The 16,765-nt window shown below is 67.6% G+C and carries 19 protein-coding genes, 2 pseudogenes and 1 other annotated feature; of the genes and pseudogenes, 9 read left to right on the top strand and 12 right to left on the bottom strand.

The window, feature by feature from the left end; translation table 11 throughout:
* Positions 1 to 110 precede the first annotated feature (110 nt).
* Positions 111 to 302, bottom strand: coding sequence for a hypothetical protein (locus ACW18C_RS11360; protein ID WP_492070947.1), 192 nt, complete (start codon positions 300 to 302; stop codon positions 111 to 113).
* Positions 299 to 1,180 (bottom strand): oxygen-dependent coproporphyrinogen oxidase, encoded by an 882-nt coding sequence (hemF, locus tag ACW18C_RS11355; protein WP_492070946.1) that lies wholly within the window; start codon positions 1,178 to 1,180, stop codon positions 299 to 301. Before hemF ends, ACW18C_RS11360 begins: the two co-directional genes overlap by 4 nt.
* 218 nt (positions 1,181 to 1,398) lie before the next feature.
* Between hemF and ACW18C_RS11350 the strand changes: the two genes are divergently transcribed.
* Complete coding sequence (locus tag ACW18C_RS11350; RefSeq protein WP_492070945.1) at positions 1,399 to 2,643, top strand: dipeptidase; 1,245 nt, start codon at positions 1,399 to 1,401, stop codon at positions 2,641 to 2,643.
* Positions 2,644 to 2,688: 45 nt separating this feature from the next.
* Positions 2,689 to 2,750: a sequence feature (sul1 is cis-regulatory element that is thought to sense ions involved in sulfur or methionine metabolism; They are found in Alphaproteobacteria), on the top strand.
* 59 nt (positions 2,751 to 2,809) lie between these two features.
* Complete coding sequence (locus ACW18C_RS11345) at positions 2,810 to 4,291, top strand: SulP family inorganic anion transporter (protein ID WP_492070944.1); 1,482 nt, start codon at positions 2,810 to 2,812, stop codon at positions 4,289 to 4,291.
* 170 nt (positions 4,292 to 4,461) lie between these two features.
* On the opposite strand, the pseudogene ACW18C_RS11340 reads toward ACW18C_RS11345, so the two are convergent.
* The 5 genes and pseudogenes from ACW18C_RS11340 to ACW18C_RS11320 form a co-directional block, all read right to left on the bottom strand.
* Positions 4,462 to 4,524 (bottom strand): annotated as a pseudogene (locus tag ACW18C_RS11340) (hypothetical protein); the annotation flags it as partial.
* Positions 4,525 to 4,621: 97 nt separating this feature from the next.
* Positions 4,622 to 5,344, bottom strand: a pseudogene (locus ACW18C_RS11335) (EAL domain-containing protein); the annotation flags it as partial.
* Between the two features lie 795 nt (positions 5,345 to 6,139).
* The gene (locus ACW18C_RS11330; RefSeq protein WP_008259237.1) at positions 6,140 to 6,577 is read right to left on the bottom strand and encodes a hypothetical protein; all 438 of its coding nucleotides are present in this window, start codon (positions 6,575 to 6,577) and stop codon (positions 6,140 to 6,142) included.
* Positions 6,574 to 6,885, bottom strand: coding sequence for a rod-binding protein (locus tag ACW18C_RS11325; RefSeq protein WP_008263546.1), 312 nt, complete (start codon positions 6,883 to 6,885; stop codon positions 6,574 to 6,576). The genes ACW18C_RS11330 and ACW18C_RS11325 overlap by 4 nt, the downstream gene beginning before the upstream one ends.
* 2 nt (positions 6,886 to 6,887) lie before the next feature.
* Positions 6,888 to 8,003 (bottom strand): flagellar basal body P-ring protein FlgI, encoded by a 1,116-nt coding sequence (locus tag ACW18C_RS11320; RefSeq protein WP_035308278.1) that lies wholly within the window; start codon positions 8,001 to 8,003, stop codon positions 6,888 to 6,890.
* Between the two features lie 184 nt (positions 8,004 to 8,187).
* On the opposite strand from ACW18C_RS11320, the gene ACW18C_RS11315 reads away from it, so the two are divergent.
* Both ACW18C_RS11315 and dksA read left to right on the top strand, forming a co-directional pair.
* The gene (locus ACW18C_RS11315) at positions 8,188 to 8,619 is read left to right on the top strand and encodes a flagellar assembly protein FliX (RefSeq protein WP_008260169.1); all 432 of its coding nucleotides are present in this window, start codon (positions 8,188 to 8,190) and stop codon (positions 8,617 to 8,619) included.
* Between the two features lie 169 nt (positions 8,620 to 8,788).
* On the top strand, positions 8,789 to 9,223 hold the full coding sequence (dksA, locus tag ACW18C_RS11310) for an RNA polymerase-binding protein DksA (RefSeq protein ID WP_081836181.1): 435 nt from the start codon (positions 8,789 to 8,791) through the stop codon (positions 9,221 to 9,223).
* A 2-nt stretch (positions 9,224 to 9,225) separates the two neighbouring features.
* On the opposite strand, the gene ACW18C_RS11305 is transcribed toward dksA, so the two are convergent.
* Positions 9,226 to 9,618 carry a type II toxin-antitoxin system VapC family toxin gene (locus tag ACW18C_RS11305; RefSeq protein WP_492070941.1) on the bottom strand — a complete coding sequence of 131 codons (393 nt, stop codon included), beginning with the start codon at positions 9,616 to 9,618 and terminating at the stop codon, positions 9,226 to 9,228.
* A complete protein-coding gene (locus ACW18C_RS11300) occupies positions 9,615 to 9,878 on the bottom strand; it encodes a type II toxin-antitoxin system VapB family antitoxin (RefSeq protein ID WP_052005001.1) in 264 nt (87 codons plus the stop codon). The genes ACW18C_RS11305 and ACW18C_RS11300 overlap by 4 nt, the downstream gene beginning before the upstream one ends.
* A gap of 104 nt (positions 9,879 to 9,982) precedes the next feature.
* Between ACW18C_RS11300 and gltX the strand changes: the two genes are divergently transcribed.
* A complete protein-coding gene (gene gltX, locus ACW18C_RS11295; RefSeq protein WP_492070939.1) occupies positions 9,983 to 11,317 on the top strand; it encodes a glutamate--tRNA ligase in 1,335 nt (444 codons plus the stop codon).
* 16 nt (positions 11,318 to 11,333) lie between these two features.
* Here gltX and ACW18C_RS11290 read toward each other — a convergent pair whose 3' ends face one another.
* Together ACW18C_RS11290 and ACW18C_RS11285 are read right to left on the bottom strand one after the other, a co-directional pair.
* Positions 11,334 to 11,627, bottom strand: coding sequence for a DUF8200 family protein (locus ACW18C_RS11290; protein WP_035308281.1), 294 nt, complete (start codon positions 11,625 to 11,627; stop codon positions 11,334 to 11,336).
* Between the two features lie 104 nt (positions 11,628 to 11,731).
* Entirely contained in the window at positions 11,732 to 12,337 is a 606-nt protein-coding gene (locus ACW18C_RS11285) for an LOG family protein (RefSeq protein WP_154725530.1), read from the bottom strand.
* Positions 12,338 to 12,447: 110 nt separating this feature from the next.
* On the opposite strand from ACW18C_RS11285, the gene ACW18C_RS11280 reads away from it, so the two are divergent.
* Positions 12,448 to 13,191 (top strand): hypothetical protein, encoded by a 744-nt coding sequence (locus ACW18C_RS11280; protein WP_008263486.1) that lies wholly within the window; start codon positions 12,448 to 12,450, stop codon positions 13,189 to 13,191.
* A 122-nt stretch (positions 13,192 to 13,313) separates the two neighbouring features.
* On the opposite strand, the gene panC is transcribed toward ACW18C_RS11280, so the two are convergent.
* Positions 13,314 to 14,174, bottom strand: a complete 861-nt coding sequence (gene panC, locus ACW18C_RS11275; RefSeq protein ID WP_008259248.1) for a pantoate--beta-alanine ligase — start codon at positions 14,172 to 14,174, stop codon at positions 13,314 to 13,316.
* Between the two features lie 120 nt (positions 14,175 to 14,294).
* Here panC and ACW18C_RS11270 point away from each other — a divergent pair, with 120 nt between their 5' ends.
* The 3 genes from ACW18C_RS11270 to ACW18C_RS11260 all read left to right on the top strand — a co-directional run bounded on the left by ACW18C_RS11270 (position 14,295) and on the right by ACW18C_RS11260 (position 16,366).
* Positions 14,295 to 14,957 carry an SPOR domain-containing protein gene (locus tag ACW18C_RS11270; RefSeq protein ID WP_492070936.1) on the top strand — a complete coding sequence of 221 codons (663 nt, stop codon included), beginning with the start codon at positions 14,295 to 14,297 and terminating at the stop codon, positions 14,955 to 14,957.
* 127 nt (positions 14,958 to 15,084) lie between these two features.
* Positions 15,085 to 15,921: a division plane positioning ATPase MipZ gene (locus ACW18C_RS11265; protein ID WP_035308288.1), complete on the top strand. Its 837-nt coding sequence runs from the start codon at positions 15,085 to 15,087 to the stop codon at positions 15,919 to 15,921.
* A 16-nt stretch (positions 15,922 to 15,937) separates the two neighbouring features.
* Positions 15,938 to 16,366, top strand: a complete 429-nt coding sequence (locus ACW18C_RS11260; protein WP_492070934.1) for a J domain-containing protein — start codon at positions 15,938 to 15,940, stop codon at positions 16,364 to 16,366.
* Positions 16,367 to 16,765 lie beyond the last annotated feature (399 nt).

Genomic DNA, 16,765 nt, shown 5'->3' with positions numbered 1-16,765 from the left:
GCGCATCGCACCGGTTTTCGCCGGCGCAGTGCAATTCGGGGACGCGGTTTCAAGGGCGGGCGGGCCGCCGAATTCAGACTGTTTAGACGATCTAGACTGTCTTTTTTTGATCAGAGTCCCAACCGGGGAAACACGAACCGCTCCAGCAGCAGCGAGGCGGCGAAATAGAAGCCGATCACAACGAACAGGGTCAGCGGGATCTGCGGCTGGTGCGACAGGGTCAGATAGATCCCGTACAGCACCGCAAACAGGGCCGAGGTGGCCAGGGGGCGCAGCAGGATCTTCGCAAGGGGGGACTTCACGGCCATTTCACCACCGGGGGCATGGAGCTGAGGATCGAATCGACGTTGCCGCCGGTCTTGAGGCCGAACATGGTGCCACGGTCGTACAGCAGGTTGAACTCAACATACCGCCCGCGCCGCACCAACTGCTCTTCGCGTTGCTCCGGCGTCCAGGCCTCGCCCATCCGCCCGGCGACGATCTTCGGATAGACGTCCAGGAAGGCCAGGCCCACGTCGCGGGTGAAGGCGAAGTCGCGGTCGTGGTCGCCGCTGTCGTGGTGGTCGTAGAAGATGCCGCCGGTGCCCCGCGGCTCCTGCCGATGCGGCAGGAAGAAATACTCGTCGCACCAAGCCTTGTACTTGGCGTGCCAGTCCGGATCATGGGCGTCGCAGGCCGCCTTCATCGCGGCGTGGAAGGCCAGGGTGTCCGGGTGGTCCTGGCGCCGATCCGCGTCCAGCACCGGCGTCAGATCGCCTCCGCCGCCGAACCAGCTCTGGGTCGTGGCGATGAAACGGGTGTTCATATGCACCGCCGGAACCCGGGGGCTGACCGGATGGCAGATCAGGCTGATCCCGGTGGCGAAGAAGCGGGGGTCCTCCGCCGCGCCGGGCACCGTCTTGGCGTAGTCGGCCGGAAAGGATCCGTGGACGGTCGAGACATGAACCCCGACCTTCTCGAACAGCCGACCGTGCATCATCCCCATGACGCCCCCGCCGCCTGCCTCGCGGTCCCACGGCGTCCGCACGAACCGCCCTGGCTTCCCCGGAAACAGATCATCGGGCGCCGCATCCTCCAGCGCCTCGAAGGCCGCATGGATACGGTCGCGCAGATGCTCGAACCAGGCGCGGGTCTCGACCTTCTTCAGGTCGAGCGGATCGGAAAAGGCGGCGTCGCTCATGCCGTCTCTTAGACCTTCCCCCGCTTGCGGGGGAAGTGGCAGATCGTGGCGCGAAGCGACACGCCTGACAATGGGGGAAGTCCTCTTTCTGAGTAAGACTTCCCTCTCCGACCCTGGTTCGCTGCGCGAACGCCGGGCCACCTCTCCCGCAAGCGGGAGAGGGTTCTTTTCTCCAGGTCCGTCTGTCAGTGTGCGGCGCAACATCAGGGAGTCGCATCATGATCCGTCATCTGCTGGCCGGCGTCGCCGTCGCCGCCTTCGCCACCGCCGCCCACGCCCAGTCGGCCGGCGAGGCCCGCGTGCTCGAAATCCTCAAGACCACCCCCCTGATCGACGGCCACAACGACCTGCCCTGGGCCCTGCGCCAGGAGTATGGAAACGACGTCTACGCCGTTGATTTGACAGCCAATCTTGAGGCGACGACCCGGCTTCACACCGACATCGCCCGCCTGCGCGCCGGCGGCGTCGGCGGCCAGTTCTGGTCGGTCTATGTCCCCGCCAGCCTGACCCCGCTGGAGGCGGTCGAGGAGACCTTCGAGCAGATCGACACGGCCAAGCGGATCATCGCCGCCCACCCCGACGTCTTCGGCCTGGCCACGACGGCGGACCAGGTGGACGCCGTCTTCGCCTCGGGCCGGATCGCCAGCCTGATCGGCATGGAGGGGGGCTATTCCATCGACGACTCCCTGGCCCTGCTGCGCGAGTTCCACCGCGCCGGCGCCCGCTACATGACCCTGACCCATTCCAAGACCACCACCTGGGCCGACAGCGCCACCGACGCCCCCAAATGGGGCGGGCTCAGCCCCTTCGGCGAGGACGTGGTGCGCGAGATGAACCGTCTGGGCATGATGGTGGACCTCAGCCACGTGTCCGAGGACACCATGCTGGACGCCATGCGGGTGTCCGACGCCCCGGTCATCTTCTCCCACTCCTCGGCCCGGGCGCTCACGGCCCATCCCCGCAACGTGCCCGACCGGGTGCTGCGGATGATGCCCGAGGACGGGGGGATCGTGATGATCAACCTGGCTCCCGGCTTCGTCTCCGAACGGGTCCGCGCCTGGAACGCCGACCGCGCGGGCGAGGAGGCGCGGCTGAAGACCCTGAACCCCGGCGATCCGACCGCCGTCGAGGCCGGGCTGACCGCCTGGTCCGCCGCCCATCCGACGCCGGAGGCGACCCTGGCCGACGTCGTCGCCCACATCCAGCATGTGCGTCAGGTCGCGGGGATCGACCATGTCGGCCTGGGCGCAGACTTCGACGGCATCGGCAGCCTGCCTGAGGGCATGACCGGGGTGGACGCCTATCCCCGCATCCTCGCCGCCCTGATGGACGCCGGCTGGACCGAGGCCGACATCCGCAAGATCGCCGGCGAGAACCTGCTGCGCGTCATGCGCGCCGTCGAAGCCACCGCCGCCGCCAAGGCGTCCGAGCGACCGTCGCTGGCCAAGCCGACCGCCGGATAGGCGGCTTGCCTTTCGGGCCGGGACCGGGCATCAGGCGCGCCTCACCTTGGACCCGGCCTGTTTGAAGCGTCGGGTGGCTATCCCGGCCGCCGATCCGCCGGGAAACCCGCCGCACACGACCCATGGCCGCGCGCCAGGTCGGCGGCAGACCCCAGATGAACCCCACATGTCCCTTATCGCCTCCGCGCGCCAGCAATGGCTCGCCAACCCTCGCCGCGACCTGTTGGCGGGGACCGTCGTCGCCCTGGCCCTGATCCCCGAGGCTATCGCCTTCTCCATCATCGCCGGCGTCGATCCGGCCGTCGGTCTCTACGCCAGCGTCGTCATCGCCGTGACCATCGCCTTCGTCGGTGGTCGTCCGGCCATGATCTCGGCCGCCACCGGGGCCATGGCCCTGCTGATGGTCGGTCTGGTCCGCGACCACGGGCTTGAATACCTGTTCGCCGCCTCGATCCTGTGCGGCGTGTTCCAGATCATCATCGGCCTGCTGAAGCTGGGCCGCTACATCAGGTTCGTCAGCCGCAGCGTGATGACCGGCTTCGTCAACTCCCTGGCGATCCTGATCTTCCTGGCCCAGATGCCCGAGCTGATCGGCGCCAACTGGCAGACCTTCGCCCTGGTCGGGGCCGCCCTGGTCGTCATCTACGGCTTCCCGCGCCTGACCAGGGCCGTGCCGTCGTCCCTGGTCGCCATCGTCCTGATCAGCGCCTTCGTCATCATGACCGGGCTGGACGTCCGCACCGTCGGCGACATGGGCCAGATGCCTTCGACCCTGCCCATGTTCCACCTGCCGGCCGTGCCCCTGACCTGGGAAACCCTGGCCATCATCGCCCCGATCTCGGCGACCCTGGCCTTCGTCGGTCTGCTGGAAAGCCTGCTGACCGCCAATCTGCTGGACGACATCACCGACACCCCGTCGGACAAGGACCGCGAGACGCGCGGCCAGGGCATCGCCAACATCCTGTCGCCCCTGTTCGGCGGCATGGCGGGCTGCGCCATGATCGGCCAGTCGATCATCAACGTCACCTCCGGCGCGCGAGGTCGGCTGTCCACCCTGTGGGCCGGTCTGTTCCTGCTGTTCCTGATCCTGGTGCTGCGCGACTGGGTCGCCCAGATCCCGATGGCGGCCCTGGTCGCCGTGATGATCATGGTGTCCATCGGCACCTTCGACTGGGGCTCGGTGTTGAAGCTGCGTTCGACCCCGTTCCAGTCCTCGGTCGTCATGATCGCCACCACCGTCACAGTGGTCGCCACCCACGACCTTTCAAAGGGCGTGATCCTGGGCGTCCTGCTGTCGGCGGTCTTCTTCATGCGCAAAATTGGCAAGACCATCGCCGTGACCGAGATCGAGACCCCGGAGGAGGGCGTGCTGCGCTATCGCGTGACCGGCCAGCTGTTCTTCGCCTCAGCCGATCTGTTCGCCGCCAGCTTCGAACACCACGGCCATCCCAAGCGCGTCGAGATCGACATGACCGAGGCCCATCTGTGGGATCTGACCGGCGTCGCCGCCGTGGACAAGGTCGTTTTCCGCTATCGCCGCCAGGGTGCCCAGGTGGAGGTCATCGGCATGAACCAGGCCGCCCGAACCCTGGTGGATCAGGTGGGCCGGTTCGAGAAGGAACACCTGCCGACGGCGGCGGCCCACTAAGGGCGGCCTTGTGAAACAAGGCGTCTGCGAGGTCATGCAAAACGGCCCGCCCCGGAGCCAATGAAGGTTCGGAACGGGCCGTTTTCAGGCCTGCATCCAACCCGGACTTGGCCGCGCATACCGATGGTATATGGAGCGATTCGCGTCAAGCCCGGTCAAGACTGATCAGGTCAATACGTCATATACCTGATCTCAGCCCCAGGCTTCGACCGCTCCACGGCGGCGGACGGGCGCGGCGCTGGCCAACTGGGTGCGGGGCTCCGCCTCGGCCCGGCCGAACAGCCAGCCTTGGCCGTATTCCACGCCGAGCGCCTTCAACTCGGTCACCACGCCTTCGGTCTCGATCATTTCAGCGATGGTCTCGAGCTTCATGGAACGGCACAGCTCCACGATATTGCGCAGCAAGTCGCGGCCCAATTCGTCTGTCTCGAGATCGCGCACCAGGGAGCCGTCGATCTTGACTGCATCGACCGTCAGCTTGCGGAGGTAGTCGTAGGAAGCGGCGCCGGAGCCGAAGTCGTCGATACAGACCTTGATCCCGGTTTCGCGCAGGGCGGCCAGGCGGCGGTTGGCCGCCTCTATGTCGGCCAGGGCTGACGTCTCGGTGACCTCGACGATCAGGCGTTTGCGCTCTGCCGGCGATCCGGCGGTCATGTGCAGCAACTGTTCGACATAGGTGTCGTCGCCCAGGGAGGAGCCGGAGACGTTGATCGCCATCTTCAGCAGGCCGGCGCCCGGCGCCCGCATGCGTTTCAGCACCTTTTCGGCGACGGCGAGATCGAAGGATTCGATCAGATCCAGCTCCTCGGCCATGCGGATGGCGTTGGCCGGGCCGTTGTTGTTGGAGCTGAACCGCGCCAGGGCCTCGAAATGGTGGACCGAGCGAGAGGCGAGATGAACAATGGGCTGGTAGTGGACCTGGAACTCACGCGACTTGACCACGCTGCGGAAGGCCTCGGCGTCGCGGAAGGTGCGTTTCAGCGAGTCCGAGAAAGCGATCTGCGGATTGGCCAGGCCGTCATCCTTGAGGCAGCCTTCGATGGCGAACCGCATGGCGCGCAACACGCAAAGGGTGTCGGCGCCTTTGGGAACGCTGGAGATGAAGGACTCGGCGCCCAGGTCCACGCCTTCCGCGCGGCCAGCCTCGACGATCTCGGCCGCCAGGTCACGCGTGTCGCCGCTGGGGCGCAGGACGGCGAAACGTTCAGGCGTGATCTGGGCGGCTGAGGAGCCCTGTGCGGCGGCGGACTGCAGCGTCGCCTCGATGCGGCGATACACCTTGTCGGCGACTTCGCCGCCGAGGCATTCGAGGCCTCTGATATCAAGAAAGGCCAGAGACAGGCCTGGGGCGCCCTCGACGATACAGGCCGCCTGAGCCAGAAATCCTTCCGCATCCGACAGGGGCGGGGTCTCGACGTCCGCCAGTGCGATGGCGGGACCTTCATAGGAGATCGAGCAGGATATGGCGGGGGCCAACTGAGGCAGGATGAAGGCCCGGAGCGAGGCGCGTCGAACCCGGTCCGTTCCGACGCGGATCAGGATCTGGGTGGCGGGACTGCGCCCGCCCGGCTTGGTGGCCAGCAGAGTTTCGACGGCCCCTGCGCCTTCATGCAGGAAATCGAGCAGCGGCTTGCCGGTCCACAGGGCGCCGACATCCTGCCCCGGAGACGGTCCGGCCCCCAAGGCGAAGGCCACGGAGCCCTTGGCGTCGATCTCGACGAGCGCATCCGCAGATGCAAAGGCCAGACCCAGGAGGCGAGCAGTCATCGACATGCCGACAGCATGCATGGCGGCGCTTAAAAAATCGGCAACGGCGACAACGACCGCGGTTGTCGAAACGCGCCGAAGTCAGGCCTTGCGGTTGAAGGCGACGGCGCGACCATCGCCCTGTGCGGCGCGGCCGTCGGCGGCATAGGCCGAAGCGGGCGTGCGGGCGGCGGCGACCTCGTGGGCGATGGCGCGCACCAGGCCTTCCGAAATCTTCCGCGCCGCCTCGACTGCGCTGGCGTGGCGAGACAGAACGGCGTCAAAGGCGCGCGTGGCTTCGATCAACGCCATCCGATCGGTCGCCAGGCCGCCGCTGAGCAGGGCGGGATTGGCCTTCACATGGCCGGAGTCGCGACGATAGAGATTGGCCATCTCCTGTGTCTCGGCCAGGCTGGCGGCGACGTCCTGGGGCCTGCCTTCTTCGAAGGCCCGCGTTTCGGCGGCCAGGCGATCCGTCAGGCGGCGCGTCAGGTCGAGCAACTGGCGGACGCGGGCGGTGGCGAGTTCGGCGTCGCTCATTGCGCGCCCTCCTGCATCTTCAGCATTTCGTTCATCACCGGCCCCGCCAGGCCGATGCCGCCCGCTGCGACCGTCTTCTTGGCCATCTCGTCCAGCAGGAAGCTGCGCCAGGTCGCTTCGCCCTGACCGCCGCCGAACAGGCCGTCGGTCGATAGGCCTTCGAACATCGGCTTCAGCATCTGCGACAGGAAGGACGCTTCGAAGGCCTCGGCGGTTTCCTTGATCTTGGCCTTGGTCGCATCGCCGACGCCGGCGGCCAGGCCCTGGACGGGGCGGATCAGGTCGGTAGGGACAGACAGGTCGGTCATGGTCACATCACCTCGATGTCGGCCTGCAGGGCGCCCGACGCCTTGATGGCCTGTAGGATGCTGATCATGTCGCGCGGGCTGACGCCCAGGGCGTTCAGGCCGTTGACCAGGGTGGACAGGCTTGTTCCACCGCCGACGATCCGCATCTGGGTGCCCAGATCCTCTTCGACGCTGACCTGGGAGTCGGGGATGACGGCGGTCTGGCCCTGGCTGAAGGGTGCAGGTTGACTGACGGACAGTTGTTCATCGACCGATATGGTCAGATTGCCCTGGGCGATGGCGACGCGCGAGATCCGCACCGCATCGCCCATGACGATGACGCCGTTGACCTCGTCGATGATCACCTTGGCCGGCGAGTCGACCGTGACCGCCAGGTTCTCCACGCGGCTGATGAAGCCCGCCATGCCCAGCTGGCCGGGGGCGCGCAGGGTGACGACCGTGCCGTTCTCGGCCAGGGCCGTGCCGGGATAGGCGGCGTTGACCACGGCGGCGACGCGTTGGGCTGTGGTGAAGTCGGGGTTGCGGAGGTTCAGGCGCACCTCGTTCATATTGGACATCTCGAACCCGGTCTCGCGCTCGACCGAGGCCCCCGAGGCGATGCGGCCGGCGGTCGGCACGCCGCGCGTCACCGACGAGCCTGAACCGCCGGAAGCCGAGACGGCGCCGGTCTGAACCGAACCCTGGGCGACCGCATAGACCTGGCCGTCGGCGCCCTGGAGGCTGGTGACGACCAGCGCCCCGCCCAGGAGGCTCTTGGCGTCGCACATGGATGAGACATTGACGTCGATGCGCGAGCCGGGCGTGGCGAAGGCCGGCAGCTCGGCCGAGACCATGACGGCGGCCATGTTCTTGGTGTTGGCGTTGGCGCCGCGGATATTGACCCCGAGACGCTCGGTCATGCCTTCCAGCGATTGACGGGTGAAGGGGCAGTTGCGGAGCGAGTCGCCGGTTCCGTTCAGCCCCATGACCATGCCGTATCCGACCAGCTGGTTGCCGCGAACGCCCTCGACGGCGGCGATATCCTTGATTCGTGACTGGGCCAGGGCTGGAGACGCGACGAGGCCCAGCGCAGCAAAGGCGGTGAGAGGCGCGACAAGGCGGGCAAGCAGATTCTGCATCGGTCGGACGTCCCAAAGGCGTTTCATTCATTATGATGCGAAGATCGTGCCGTGGTTTAAGTTACTGAAATAACTGACTTCGTTCTGTGGTGAGAGCGGGAGCGGCGGCAGTTTTTGCCTGGGCGTTAACCAAAAGGTCATTCCGTTCGCCAAAGGGTGGCGTCATGAGACGGAGCCTCCGCCGATGAAGGTCACAGGGACTACGGGACCCAGCGCGCCGACGGGCGGCAAGCCTGCGCGCGCCAGCGCCGGATTTTCGCTGGGCCAGACCGGCGCGACCGCCGCGCCGTCCGCCGCCTCCGCCAGTGCGGCGACATCGGGGGTCAATGACGTCTCGGCCCTGATGGCGCTCCAGGGGATCGAGGGACCGCTGGAGAAGCGACGCCGCGCGGTGAAACGGGGCGCAGGTCTGCTGGACCGGCTGGACGAGATGAAGATGGCCCTGTTGTCCGGCGAGCCGGACGAGGCCGTGCTGCAGCAACTCTCCCGGACGTTGCGCGAGGATCGGCCCGATGACGGGGATGCAGGACTGAACGACCTGCTGGACCAGATCGACCTGAGAGCATCGGTGGAACTGGCCAAGGCGGAGATGCGCCGCCGCAGCTCCGAAAGCTGAAAGCTTCAGTATTTCAAATCGGAGCGCGAAAACTGCGCGCCAAATGTCACGCGGTTCAACGCTTCGCCTAATCATGATCACGGAATCGCGAACGCCGTTGCCGGGACTCGCGGACCCCACTATACGGCCCATACGCCACAGGGGGGCGTGCTTAGAGAGCGTGAGTGCGATGAACGCTTTGGCGTCCGTTGTGTCCGACGAAACCGGTCCGTATCGGCCGTCTGACGACGAGCCGTTCATGAGTGAACGGCAGCTTGCCTATTTCAAGAAAAAGCTTCTGGACTGGAAGGACGACATCCTTCGAGAGTCCAAGGGCACGGTGGTCAATCTGAAGGCCGAGACCGAAAACCACCCCGATCTGGTGGATCGGGCTTCGTCGGAATCGGATCGCGCGCTGGAGTTGCGCACCCGTGATCGTCAACGCAAGCTGATCTCCAAGATTGATGACGCCCTGCGTCGGATCGAGGACGGGTCCTACGGCTATTGCGAGGACACCGGCGAACCGATCGGCCTGGGACGTCTCGAGGCCCGCCCCACGGCGACCCTGTCGGTCGAGGCTCAGGAACGCCACGAACGCCGCGAACGCGTCCACCGCGACGACTGATCTCAGACGGGCAAGGCCGGTTCGATGTCGGTCCGGCTGAAATCGTCGCCCTTGTAGAGCAGGGGCAGGTTGCGTTCCTTCGCCAGGGCGTAGGCGAAACAGTCGCCCAGGTTCAGCTTGGCTGGCGTGCGTTTGCCGAACCTTGTCTCGGCCTCCACCGCGATCCGCGCCGTCTCTCCGCCTGCGGCAGTGATCTCAATGCGAAGAGCGTCCATCAGCGCGAGCAGGCTTTGCTGGCCGTCGGGGCCTAGGACGCGGCGCGCGGCGACTGTCGTCTCCCAAAACCCGAGCGGCGACAACAGCGACGGTGTTTCAATCAGCAACTTTATAAAAGCGTCTGCCTCCGGCTCGCCGGCCAGGATGGCGACTAACGCCGACGCATCCACGACGATCACTTTGGAAGGCCGTCCTCATCATAAAAATCGTCGTCCGTTGGCCATGTCGCCAATCTAGGCATCGCGCTGACGCGAGCCAGGATGGCTTCGACCGCCGCGCGACGATTCTCCCTGTCGTCGGAGGCTCGGGCCTCGTCCGCCGCGATGCGCTCAGCCAGCATCGTCTCCACCAGTTCGGTGATCGACTTGCCTTCGCTCTTGGCGCGTTGGCGTAGTCGTTCGGCGACTTCGGGCTTCCTGATCTGCACGGGAGCGTTCATGACGGCGATAAGTCTATCATGACGGGTGTTTCGATCCAACCCGCGCCTTGACTTCGCCGGGTTGCGGCGCGACCTAGCCGCCTCGCTTTCAAGGTCGCTATCCCATGTCCGTCAAGGTTCGTTTCGCCCCGTCGCCGACGGGTAAGCTGCACGTCGGCAATGTCCGCACCGCCCTGGTGAACTGGCTGTTCGCCAAGGGGCAGGGCGGGTCGTTCGTGCTGCGCATCGACGACACCGACCTGGCGCGCTCCACGCCCGAGTTCGAACAGGGGATCGAGGACGATCTGGCCTGGCTGGGTCTGACCTGGGACGAGCGTTACAACCAGTCCAAGCGGTTCGACCGCTACGAAGAGGCCGCCGCCAGGCTGAAGGCGTCCGGCCGGCTTTATCCCGCCTATGAGACCGCCGACGAACTGGATCGCCGTCGCAAGGTGCAGTTGTCGCGCGGCCTGCCGCCGATCTACGACCGCGCCGCGCTTGAGCTGACCGAAGATCAGAAGGCCGCCTATGAGGCCGAGGGCCGTCGTCCCCACTGGCGCTTCAAGCTGGAAGGCAAGCGCGTCGCCTGGGAAGACCTGGCGCGCGGCCATGCCGAGGTCGACACCGCCTCCATGTCCGACCCGGTCCTGATCCGCGAGGACGGCCTGTTCCTCTACACCCTGCCGTCCGTGGTCGACGACATCGACATGGCCATCAGCCACATCATCCGGGGCGAGGACCACGTCACCAACACCGGCGCCCAGATCGAGATCTTCGAAGCCCTGGGCGCGACGATTCCCGGCTTCGCCCATATGCCGCTGCTGGTCGGCGCCGACGGCGCGGCCCTGTCGAAACGTCTGGGTTCGCTGTCGATCAGCGACATGCGCGACCAGGGCTATGAGCCGATCGCCATCACCAGCCACCTGGGCCGGATCGGCACTTCGGATCCGTTGGAAGTGGCCGAGTCGGTGCAGGCTCTGGGCGCCAGTTTCGCCTTCACCAAGATGGGACGTTCGCCGGCGCGTTACGACACGGCGGACCTGGACCGGCTGAACGCACAGGCCTTGCACGTCATGGACTACGCCACCGCCCAGCCGCGGCTACAGGCGCTGGACGCCGACCTGGGCGAGGCCTTCTGGTCGGTGGTGCGGGGCAACCTCAGCAAGTTCGCCGATGTGGTTGAAATGGCGAAGATCGTGCGCGGGCCGATCCAGCCGGTGATCGAGGACGCCGCCTTCATCGCCGCCGCCGCCGCCCTGCTGCCGGAAGTGATCGACGACACCGCCTGGTCCGCTTGGACCAACGCCGTCAAGACCGAGACCGGCGCCAAGGGCAAGGCCCTGTTCATGCCGTTGCGTCTGGCCCTGACGGGTCAGGCGCATGGGCCGGACATGGCGGCCATGGCGCCGCTGATCGGTCGTGAGACCATTCAGCGGCGGCTGAAAGGCGAGGCGGCCTAAGGCCGCCCCCGCCCGATCAGGCGTTGCAGACCGCCAGTTCTTCGGCGCTCAGCTCGGTTCCCTTGTAGGTGAAGGCGGTCACGGGGCCGAACTTCTGCACCACGCGGCGGCAGGCGCGCGTCGCCGGCTGTTCCGTGCCGCCCGAGGCGGTGCAGGCCGCGCCTTCGCAGGACCAGCGGGCGCCGTCGATGATGGTGGCGCGGGCCGGCGCTTTGGCCGAATCGGCCAGGGTCAGGCGGGTGGCGGCGGGGGCCTGGGCCACGGCCGGGGCGGCCGCGAACAGGGCGGCGGCGATGAGCAGGGCGCGCATGAGCAAGTCTCCGGATTGAAGAACGGCGTCGTGCCGTCGCGCCAATGTCAGTTTTCGATAAAAACTGTCAAGACGCGCCCGCATTATTTGTTAGCGCCGATCACCTATCGGCGATCATATTGCTGGACGGCCGTGTCGGCGTCGCCCTGGATCAGCACCATGGCCTCTTCCACCGACTCCGCCACCGTCCAGGCGTCAAGGAAGGAGGCGGGGGTCATGCCTTCGTCCACGCTGTGACGCATCAGGGCGAAGAAGCCCTCCCAGAAGCCGTTCAGGTTCAGGAAGACGACCGGCTTCTGGTGCAGGTCCAGCCGTTTCCACGACAGCAGTTCCACGACTTCTTCCAGGGTGCCGATGCCCCCGGGCGCGACGACGAAGGCGTCGGACTGGTCGTACATCAGCTGTTTGCGCTCGTGCATCGAGGTGACGACGACGGTCTCGACCTCGTCGAACAGGCGTTCGCGGCTGCGCAGGAAGGCCGGCATGATGCCGACGACACGACCGCCGGCGTCATGGGCGCCGCGCGCCGAGGCGCCCATCAGGCCCACGCCGCCGCCGCCATAGACCAGACGCCAGCCTGCCTCGGCTGTGGCCCTGCCGAAGGCGCGGGCGGCCTCGGTATAGGCGGGATCGGCGCGGTCGGAAGAGCCGCAGAACAGGCAGACGGACGGGCCGTCGAAGGGCTGGATCAAAACGGGGGGCAGGGACATGGAGCCTCAACTGAACGAATGCCGGGTCGGCCCATGGCCAAACCGGCGGCGGTCGGGGTAACAGAATCCCCGGGCGCTTGGCCGCCAGCCTTATATCGTCGGGACGCAGGATGAAACGTCGGATCATCGCCATGGCCGCCGTATCCGTGACTATGGTCGCGGCCCTGTCGGCCTGTTCCCGTGACGGCGAGGGCGCGCCGCGCGCGGCGGACGCCGAGGCGACCTCCCCCTGGGTGCAGCCTCCTCATGTTCAGACCGCAAGGCGCGACGGGGCGATGATCCTGGTTCAGGGCCGGGCGGGGCCGGACGCCCGCGTGGTGCTGCGCGGGGCCGACGGGGCGGCGGTGGCGGTCGGCGCCGACGCTACGGGACGATTCGAGCTGCGCGTTCCGGCCGCGCCGGGGGACATCCGGCTGACGCCCGAGGTTCAGGTCGGCGAGGACGCCGCGCCGTCTCCCGAAACTCTGGTGCTGATTAGGGGCGGGGCGGGGCCTATCGTGCTGGTCGCGGCCGGCGAGCCGACGGTGCGGCTGGACGGTCAAGGCGCGCTGGACGCGGTCGATTCCGATGGATCGGCGGTCATCGTGTCCGGCCGATCGAACGGCGCGCCCCCGGTCGTTCTGATCGACGGGGAGCGCGCGGAGGTCATGCGCGGACCGGGCGGGCGCTGGCGGGCCAGGGCGCCGGGCGGCGGGGCCGCCACGATCGACGTCGACGGGACGCGGTTCGCCTTTCCCGGATTGGGCGCCCAGTCGGACTTCACCCCGGTGCGAGCCGGCGAAGGCTGGCGACTGACCTGGCCGACGGGACCCAGCGGCCGTCAGACCGTCTGGCTTCCGGATCGCGGCGCCTAGGGCGCTGAACTTAGGAAGTTGTTAACCGAAGCGTCCAATGAAGGGCCTGTCCCTTTTTGGGACGCACCATCACCGAACCTTTTTCAACCCGGCGTCCGCGTCGGGTTCTTTTTGTCTCGAGCTCAGACGGCCCGGTTGTCGATCAGCCGGGTCTTGCCCAGCCAGGCGGCGGCCAGGATGCGCGCCGGGGCGTCGACGACGCCGTCGCGGAACGGCGACAGGTCTTCGGCATGGCGAACGGCGACATAGTCGATCCGTTCGAACCCGGCCTTGAGGATGGCGGAATAGGCGTCCCGTTCGACGCCGGGCAGGGGGCGGCCCGCGGCGGCGCCGGCGGCGGCCTCGGCCAGGATCACGTTCAGGCGGCGGGCGACGGCCAGTTCGGCGTCGGACAGATAGTCGTTGCGCGAAGACAGGGCCAGACCGGTCTCATCCCGCTGGGTCGGGGCGCCGATGATCTCGACCGGCAGGTCCAGGTCGCGGACGAAGCGACGGATTACCATCAACTGCTGATAGTCCTTCTCGCCGAACACGGCGACGTCGGGCTGGACCTGGTTGAACAGCTTGGTCACGATCAGGGCGACCCCGCCGAACATCTGGGGCCGGAAATCGCCTTCCAGCCCAAGCGCAGGCCCGGCCACGGCGACGCTGGTGGCGAAGCCCTGCGGGTACATTTCCTCCGGCGTCGGGGCGAACATCAGATGGCAGCCGGCGCCGGCCAGCAGCCGGGCGTCCTCCTCCTGACGGCGAGGATAGCGGCCCAGGTCCTCGTTGGCGGCGAACTGGGTCGGATTGACGAAGTTGGAGGCCACGACGCGGTCGGCGCGGCGGCCGGCCTCGTGCACCAGGGTCAGATGGCCTTCGTGCAGGGCGCCCATGGTCGGAACCATGCCGACGGTCAGGCCTTGTCTTTTCCAGTCACGCACGACGGCGCGCAGTTCCGCCACGGTGCGGACGACGGGGAGGGACGCAGGCTCGGTCATGGTGAAGCGGTTAACCCTTTGGCTTAAGCGTGTTGATGCACCAGACTTCAAACCCTGGCGGCTAGGGTCGTGCTTATGACGCCAGCACGAGCGACCCGTCCAGTTCTGATCGCGCTTACCTTGGCCCTTGCCGGCTGTGGGGCGGTCGAGGGCGACCGCCAGAGTTTCCAGGCGATGGCCGAGCGCGTGGCCGCCATCGACATCCCGCTGGATCCCAAGGCCATCGGTTCCGGCGCGGCGTCGCGTCAGACAGCGCAGGCCCAGGGCTTGCGTCCCGCCAAATTCTCGCCCGTCCATGTGGCGGTGCTCACGCCGCATCAGATGTGGGATGCGCGGGACGTCCTGAGCCGGGGCGGCTCCCTGGCGTTGGCCGAAGACAAGAGCGAAGACGGCCTGCGCGGCGCCGTGGCGCGGATGGCGGAGCCGGCGGTCGAGCCGGCCCTGCGCGCCGCTGCGCCGGTCGTGGCCAGGGCCATGGTCGAACAGGCTGTCGCGCGGAGCGAGCCGCCCATGCTGCGCCCCGCCGTCGTTGACGCAGGTCCGCGCGCCGAAGGCCGCATGGTCCAGCTGGGCGCCTATTCCAGCCAGGCCGGGGCGCAGGCCGCCTGGACGCAGCTGAAGGCCCGCGCCAGCCTGTCGAACCTGTCGCCGGTGTTCGAGGGCGTCGAGGTCAACGGCCGCAGCCTGACGCGGCTGAAGGTCGGGCCGATTCCGGTCGAGGCCGCGTCCGCCCTGTGCGCCGCCGCCCAGGTGGCGGACCCGTGGTGCCGCCGCGCCGGCTGAACTTGGGGCTGAAGTCCACAGCTACGCGTTAACGCCTCGTTGACGTTTGCGGCCGGTGCGCCGACTCTGCCCCGTCCGAAGGCCGCGCAGTGTTGAGTCGCGTCGGTCGCCACAGAGGGTATCCTCCATGACGCAGCCTCACGTGATCGTCCTCGGCAACGAGAAGGGCGGGGCGGGCAAGTCCACCCTGGCGATCCATATCGTCACCGGCCTGCTGCATGCGGGGCGCTCTGTCGCGATCATCGATCTGGACCTGCGCCAGCGGTCGATGCAGCGGTTCTTCACCAATCGCCTGGCCTGGCTGGCGGCGAACAGGCAGGAATTGCCCCAGCCCTTTATGCCCGACATGGGCGACGGCAAGGCCCTGGCCAAGGGCGGGGTGGACGAGCAGATCGCCGCCTTCGAACGCGCCTTCGACGAGGCCGTGGCGGCGGGCGTGGACGCCATCCTGATCGACACCCCCGGCGGCGACACCGCCGTGTCCAGCGCGGCCCACGCGCGGGCCGACCAGATCGTGACGCCGATGAACGACAGTTTCGTCGACTTCGACCTGCTGGGCGAGGTGGACCCCGTGTCGCTGGATCTGCTGAAACCCTCGATCTATTCCGAAAGCGTCTGGGAGGCGCGCAAGGTCCGGGCGATCAGCCAGGGCCGGAACGCCACCATCGACTGGCTGGTGGTGACCAATCGCCTGGCCGTCGCCGAGGCGCGCAACCGCAAACGCCTGGAAGAGCGGATGAACAAGCTGGCCAAACGGGTCGGCTTCCGCGTCGGGCCGGGCCTGCGCGACCGGGTCATCTATCGCGAACTGTTCCCGTTCGGCCTGACCGTCGCCGACCTGTCGAACGACATTCGTCCGGTGGCCGTGTCCCTGGCCCATGTCGCGGCGCGCCAGGAACTGCGCAACCTGATGAAGGCCATGGGTCTGGAACAGGCCCTGGCGCCTCTGGACGTGGCCGCCTGAAAGGCGATCTGACCGCATGAGCCTGATCTGGCTGGCCCTGGCGGCGATCGCCGTCTGGGCCCTGGTGCGGCTGGGCCGCCAGACCGAGCGGCGCGGCCGGGCCCATTGGCGCGTGACGGCGACCCTGCTGGGATCGGTGCTGCTGGCCGGGGGCGCCTTGTCGGCGTTTCGCGGCGCCTGGTTGTGGGCAGGCGTGCTGGCGGCGGCGGGGCTGTATCTGGCCTGGTCGTCGCGCATCCGGCTCGTGGTGCGATCTGAACCGATCAGCGAAGCCGACGCCCGCGCCGTTCTGGGCGTGCCTCCCGGCGCGACCGAGGCCGAGATCCGCACGGCCTGGAAAAAGGCCATGGGCCGCGCCCACCCCGACCAGGGCGGAACCGAGGGCCTGGCGACGCGGGTCAATGCGGCGCGGGACAGGCTGTTGAGAAAGACCGGACGCGTCTGATCGTCCTCGCGCTTTCGCTGCGAAGTTATGGAGGGCTGGGCAGGGCGCCGGGCCTTCGCCCGGAGTTTTGTGTTTTGAGTACCGTTTCGACGAAGGTTTGACGCCCCGCGCGAATGGTTGGCCTGCAAGCTCGGGGCGCCGAGCGGTGGCGGTCTTATCGCCTAACCCCATAAGCCTGCGACGGGTCGGCGGTCCCTGCGAAGAACCGTCCCGAGTGCGGCCGAGTATCCCCCTCGACCCTCCGCCGACGTCCTGAGACGCCGTTGGCGCGGGGGAGTTGCACCCCCGCTCCCGTTCCATCCGCTCCCGCCGCCGCAAGGTCGCAGGCCAAGCGAGCCCTCCAAGCGACGAGACCGGGCGTGATTATAGGGGGCGGGCGAACCCAGGCGGGAAGTCGGG

The sequence above is a fragment of the Brevundimonas sp. FV1ye7S genome (assembly GCF_058680995.1).
Note: the sequence above shows the minus strand (reverse complement) of the source record. Positions and strands in the feature narration are given on the sequence as shown.

Excerpts from the sequence above, each read along its gene's own strand:
- ACW18C_RS11330 (WP_008259237.1), bottom strand. The coding sequence starts at position 6,577 with ATGAGCGACGCCGAACTCGCCACCGCCCGCGTCCGCCAGTTGCTCGAC.
- ACW18C_RS11265 (WP_035308288.1), top strand. The coding sequence starts at position 15,085 with ATGACGCAGCCTCACGTGATCGTCCTCGGCAACGAGAAGGGCGGGGCG.
- ACW18C_RS11300 (WP_052005001.1), bottom strand. The coding sequence starts at position 9,878 with ATGAACGCTCCCGTGCAGATCAGGAAGCCCGAAGTCGCCGAACGACTA.
- ACW18C_RS11350 (WP_492070945.1), top strand. The coding sequence starts at position 1,399 with ATGATCCGTCATCTGCTGGCCGGCGTCGCCGTCGCCGCCTTCGCCACC.
- ACW18C_RS11315 (WP_008260169.1), top strand. The coding sequence starts at position 8,188 with ATGAAGGTCACAGGGACTACGGGACCCAGCGCGCCGACGGGCGGCAAG.
- gltX (WP_492070939.1), top strand. The coding sequence starts at position 9,983 with ATGTCCGTCAAGGTTCGTTTCGCCCCGTCGCCGACGGGTAAGCTGCAC.
- ACW18C_RS11280 (WP_008263486.1), top strand. The coding sequence starts at position 12,448 with ATGAAACGTCGGATCATCGCCATGGCCGCCGTATCCGTGACTATGGTC.
- ACW18C_RS11290 (WP_035308281.1), bottom strand. The coding sequence starts at position 11,627 with ATGCGCGCCCTGCTCATCGCCGCCGCCCTGTTCGCGGCCGCCCCGGCC.
- ACW18C_RS11260 (WP_492070934.1), top strand. The coding sequence starts at position 15,938 with ATGAGCCTGATCTGGCTGGCCCTGGCGGCGATCGCCGTCTGGGCCCTG.
- dksA (WP_081836181.1), top strand. The coding sequence starts at position 8,789 with ATGAACGCTTTGGCGTCCGTTGTGTCCGACGAAACCGGTCCGTATCGG.
- hemF (WP_492070946.1), bottom strand. The coding sequence starts at position 1,180 with ATGAGCGACGCCGCCTTTTCCGATCCGCTCGACCTGAAGAAGGTCGAG.
- ACW18C_RS11285 (WP_154725530.1), bottom strand. The coding sequence starts at position 12,337 with ATGTCCCTGCCCCCCGTTTTGATCCAGCCCTTCGACGGCCCGTCCGTC.
- ACW18C_RS11325 (WP_008263546.1), bottom strand. The coding sequence starts at position 6,885 with ATGACCGACCTGTCTGTCCCTACCGACCTGATCCGCCCCGTCCAGGGC.
- ACW18C_RS11345 (WP_492070944.1), top strand. The coding sequence starts at position 2,810 with ATGTCCCTTATCGCCTCCGCGCGCCAGCAATGGCTCGCCAACCCTCGC.
- ACW18C_RS11320 (WP_035308278.1), bottom strand. The coding sequence starts at position 8,003 with ATGCAGAATCTGCTTGCCCGCCTTGTCGCGCCTCTCACCGCCTTTGCT.
- panC (WP_008259248.1), bottom strand. The coding sequence starts at position 14,174 with ATGACCGAGCCTGCGTCCCTCCCCGTCGTCCGCACCGTGGCGGAACTG.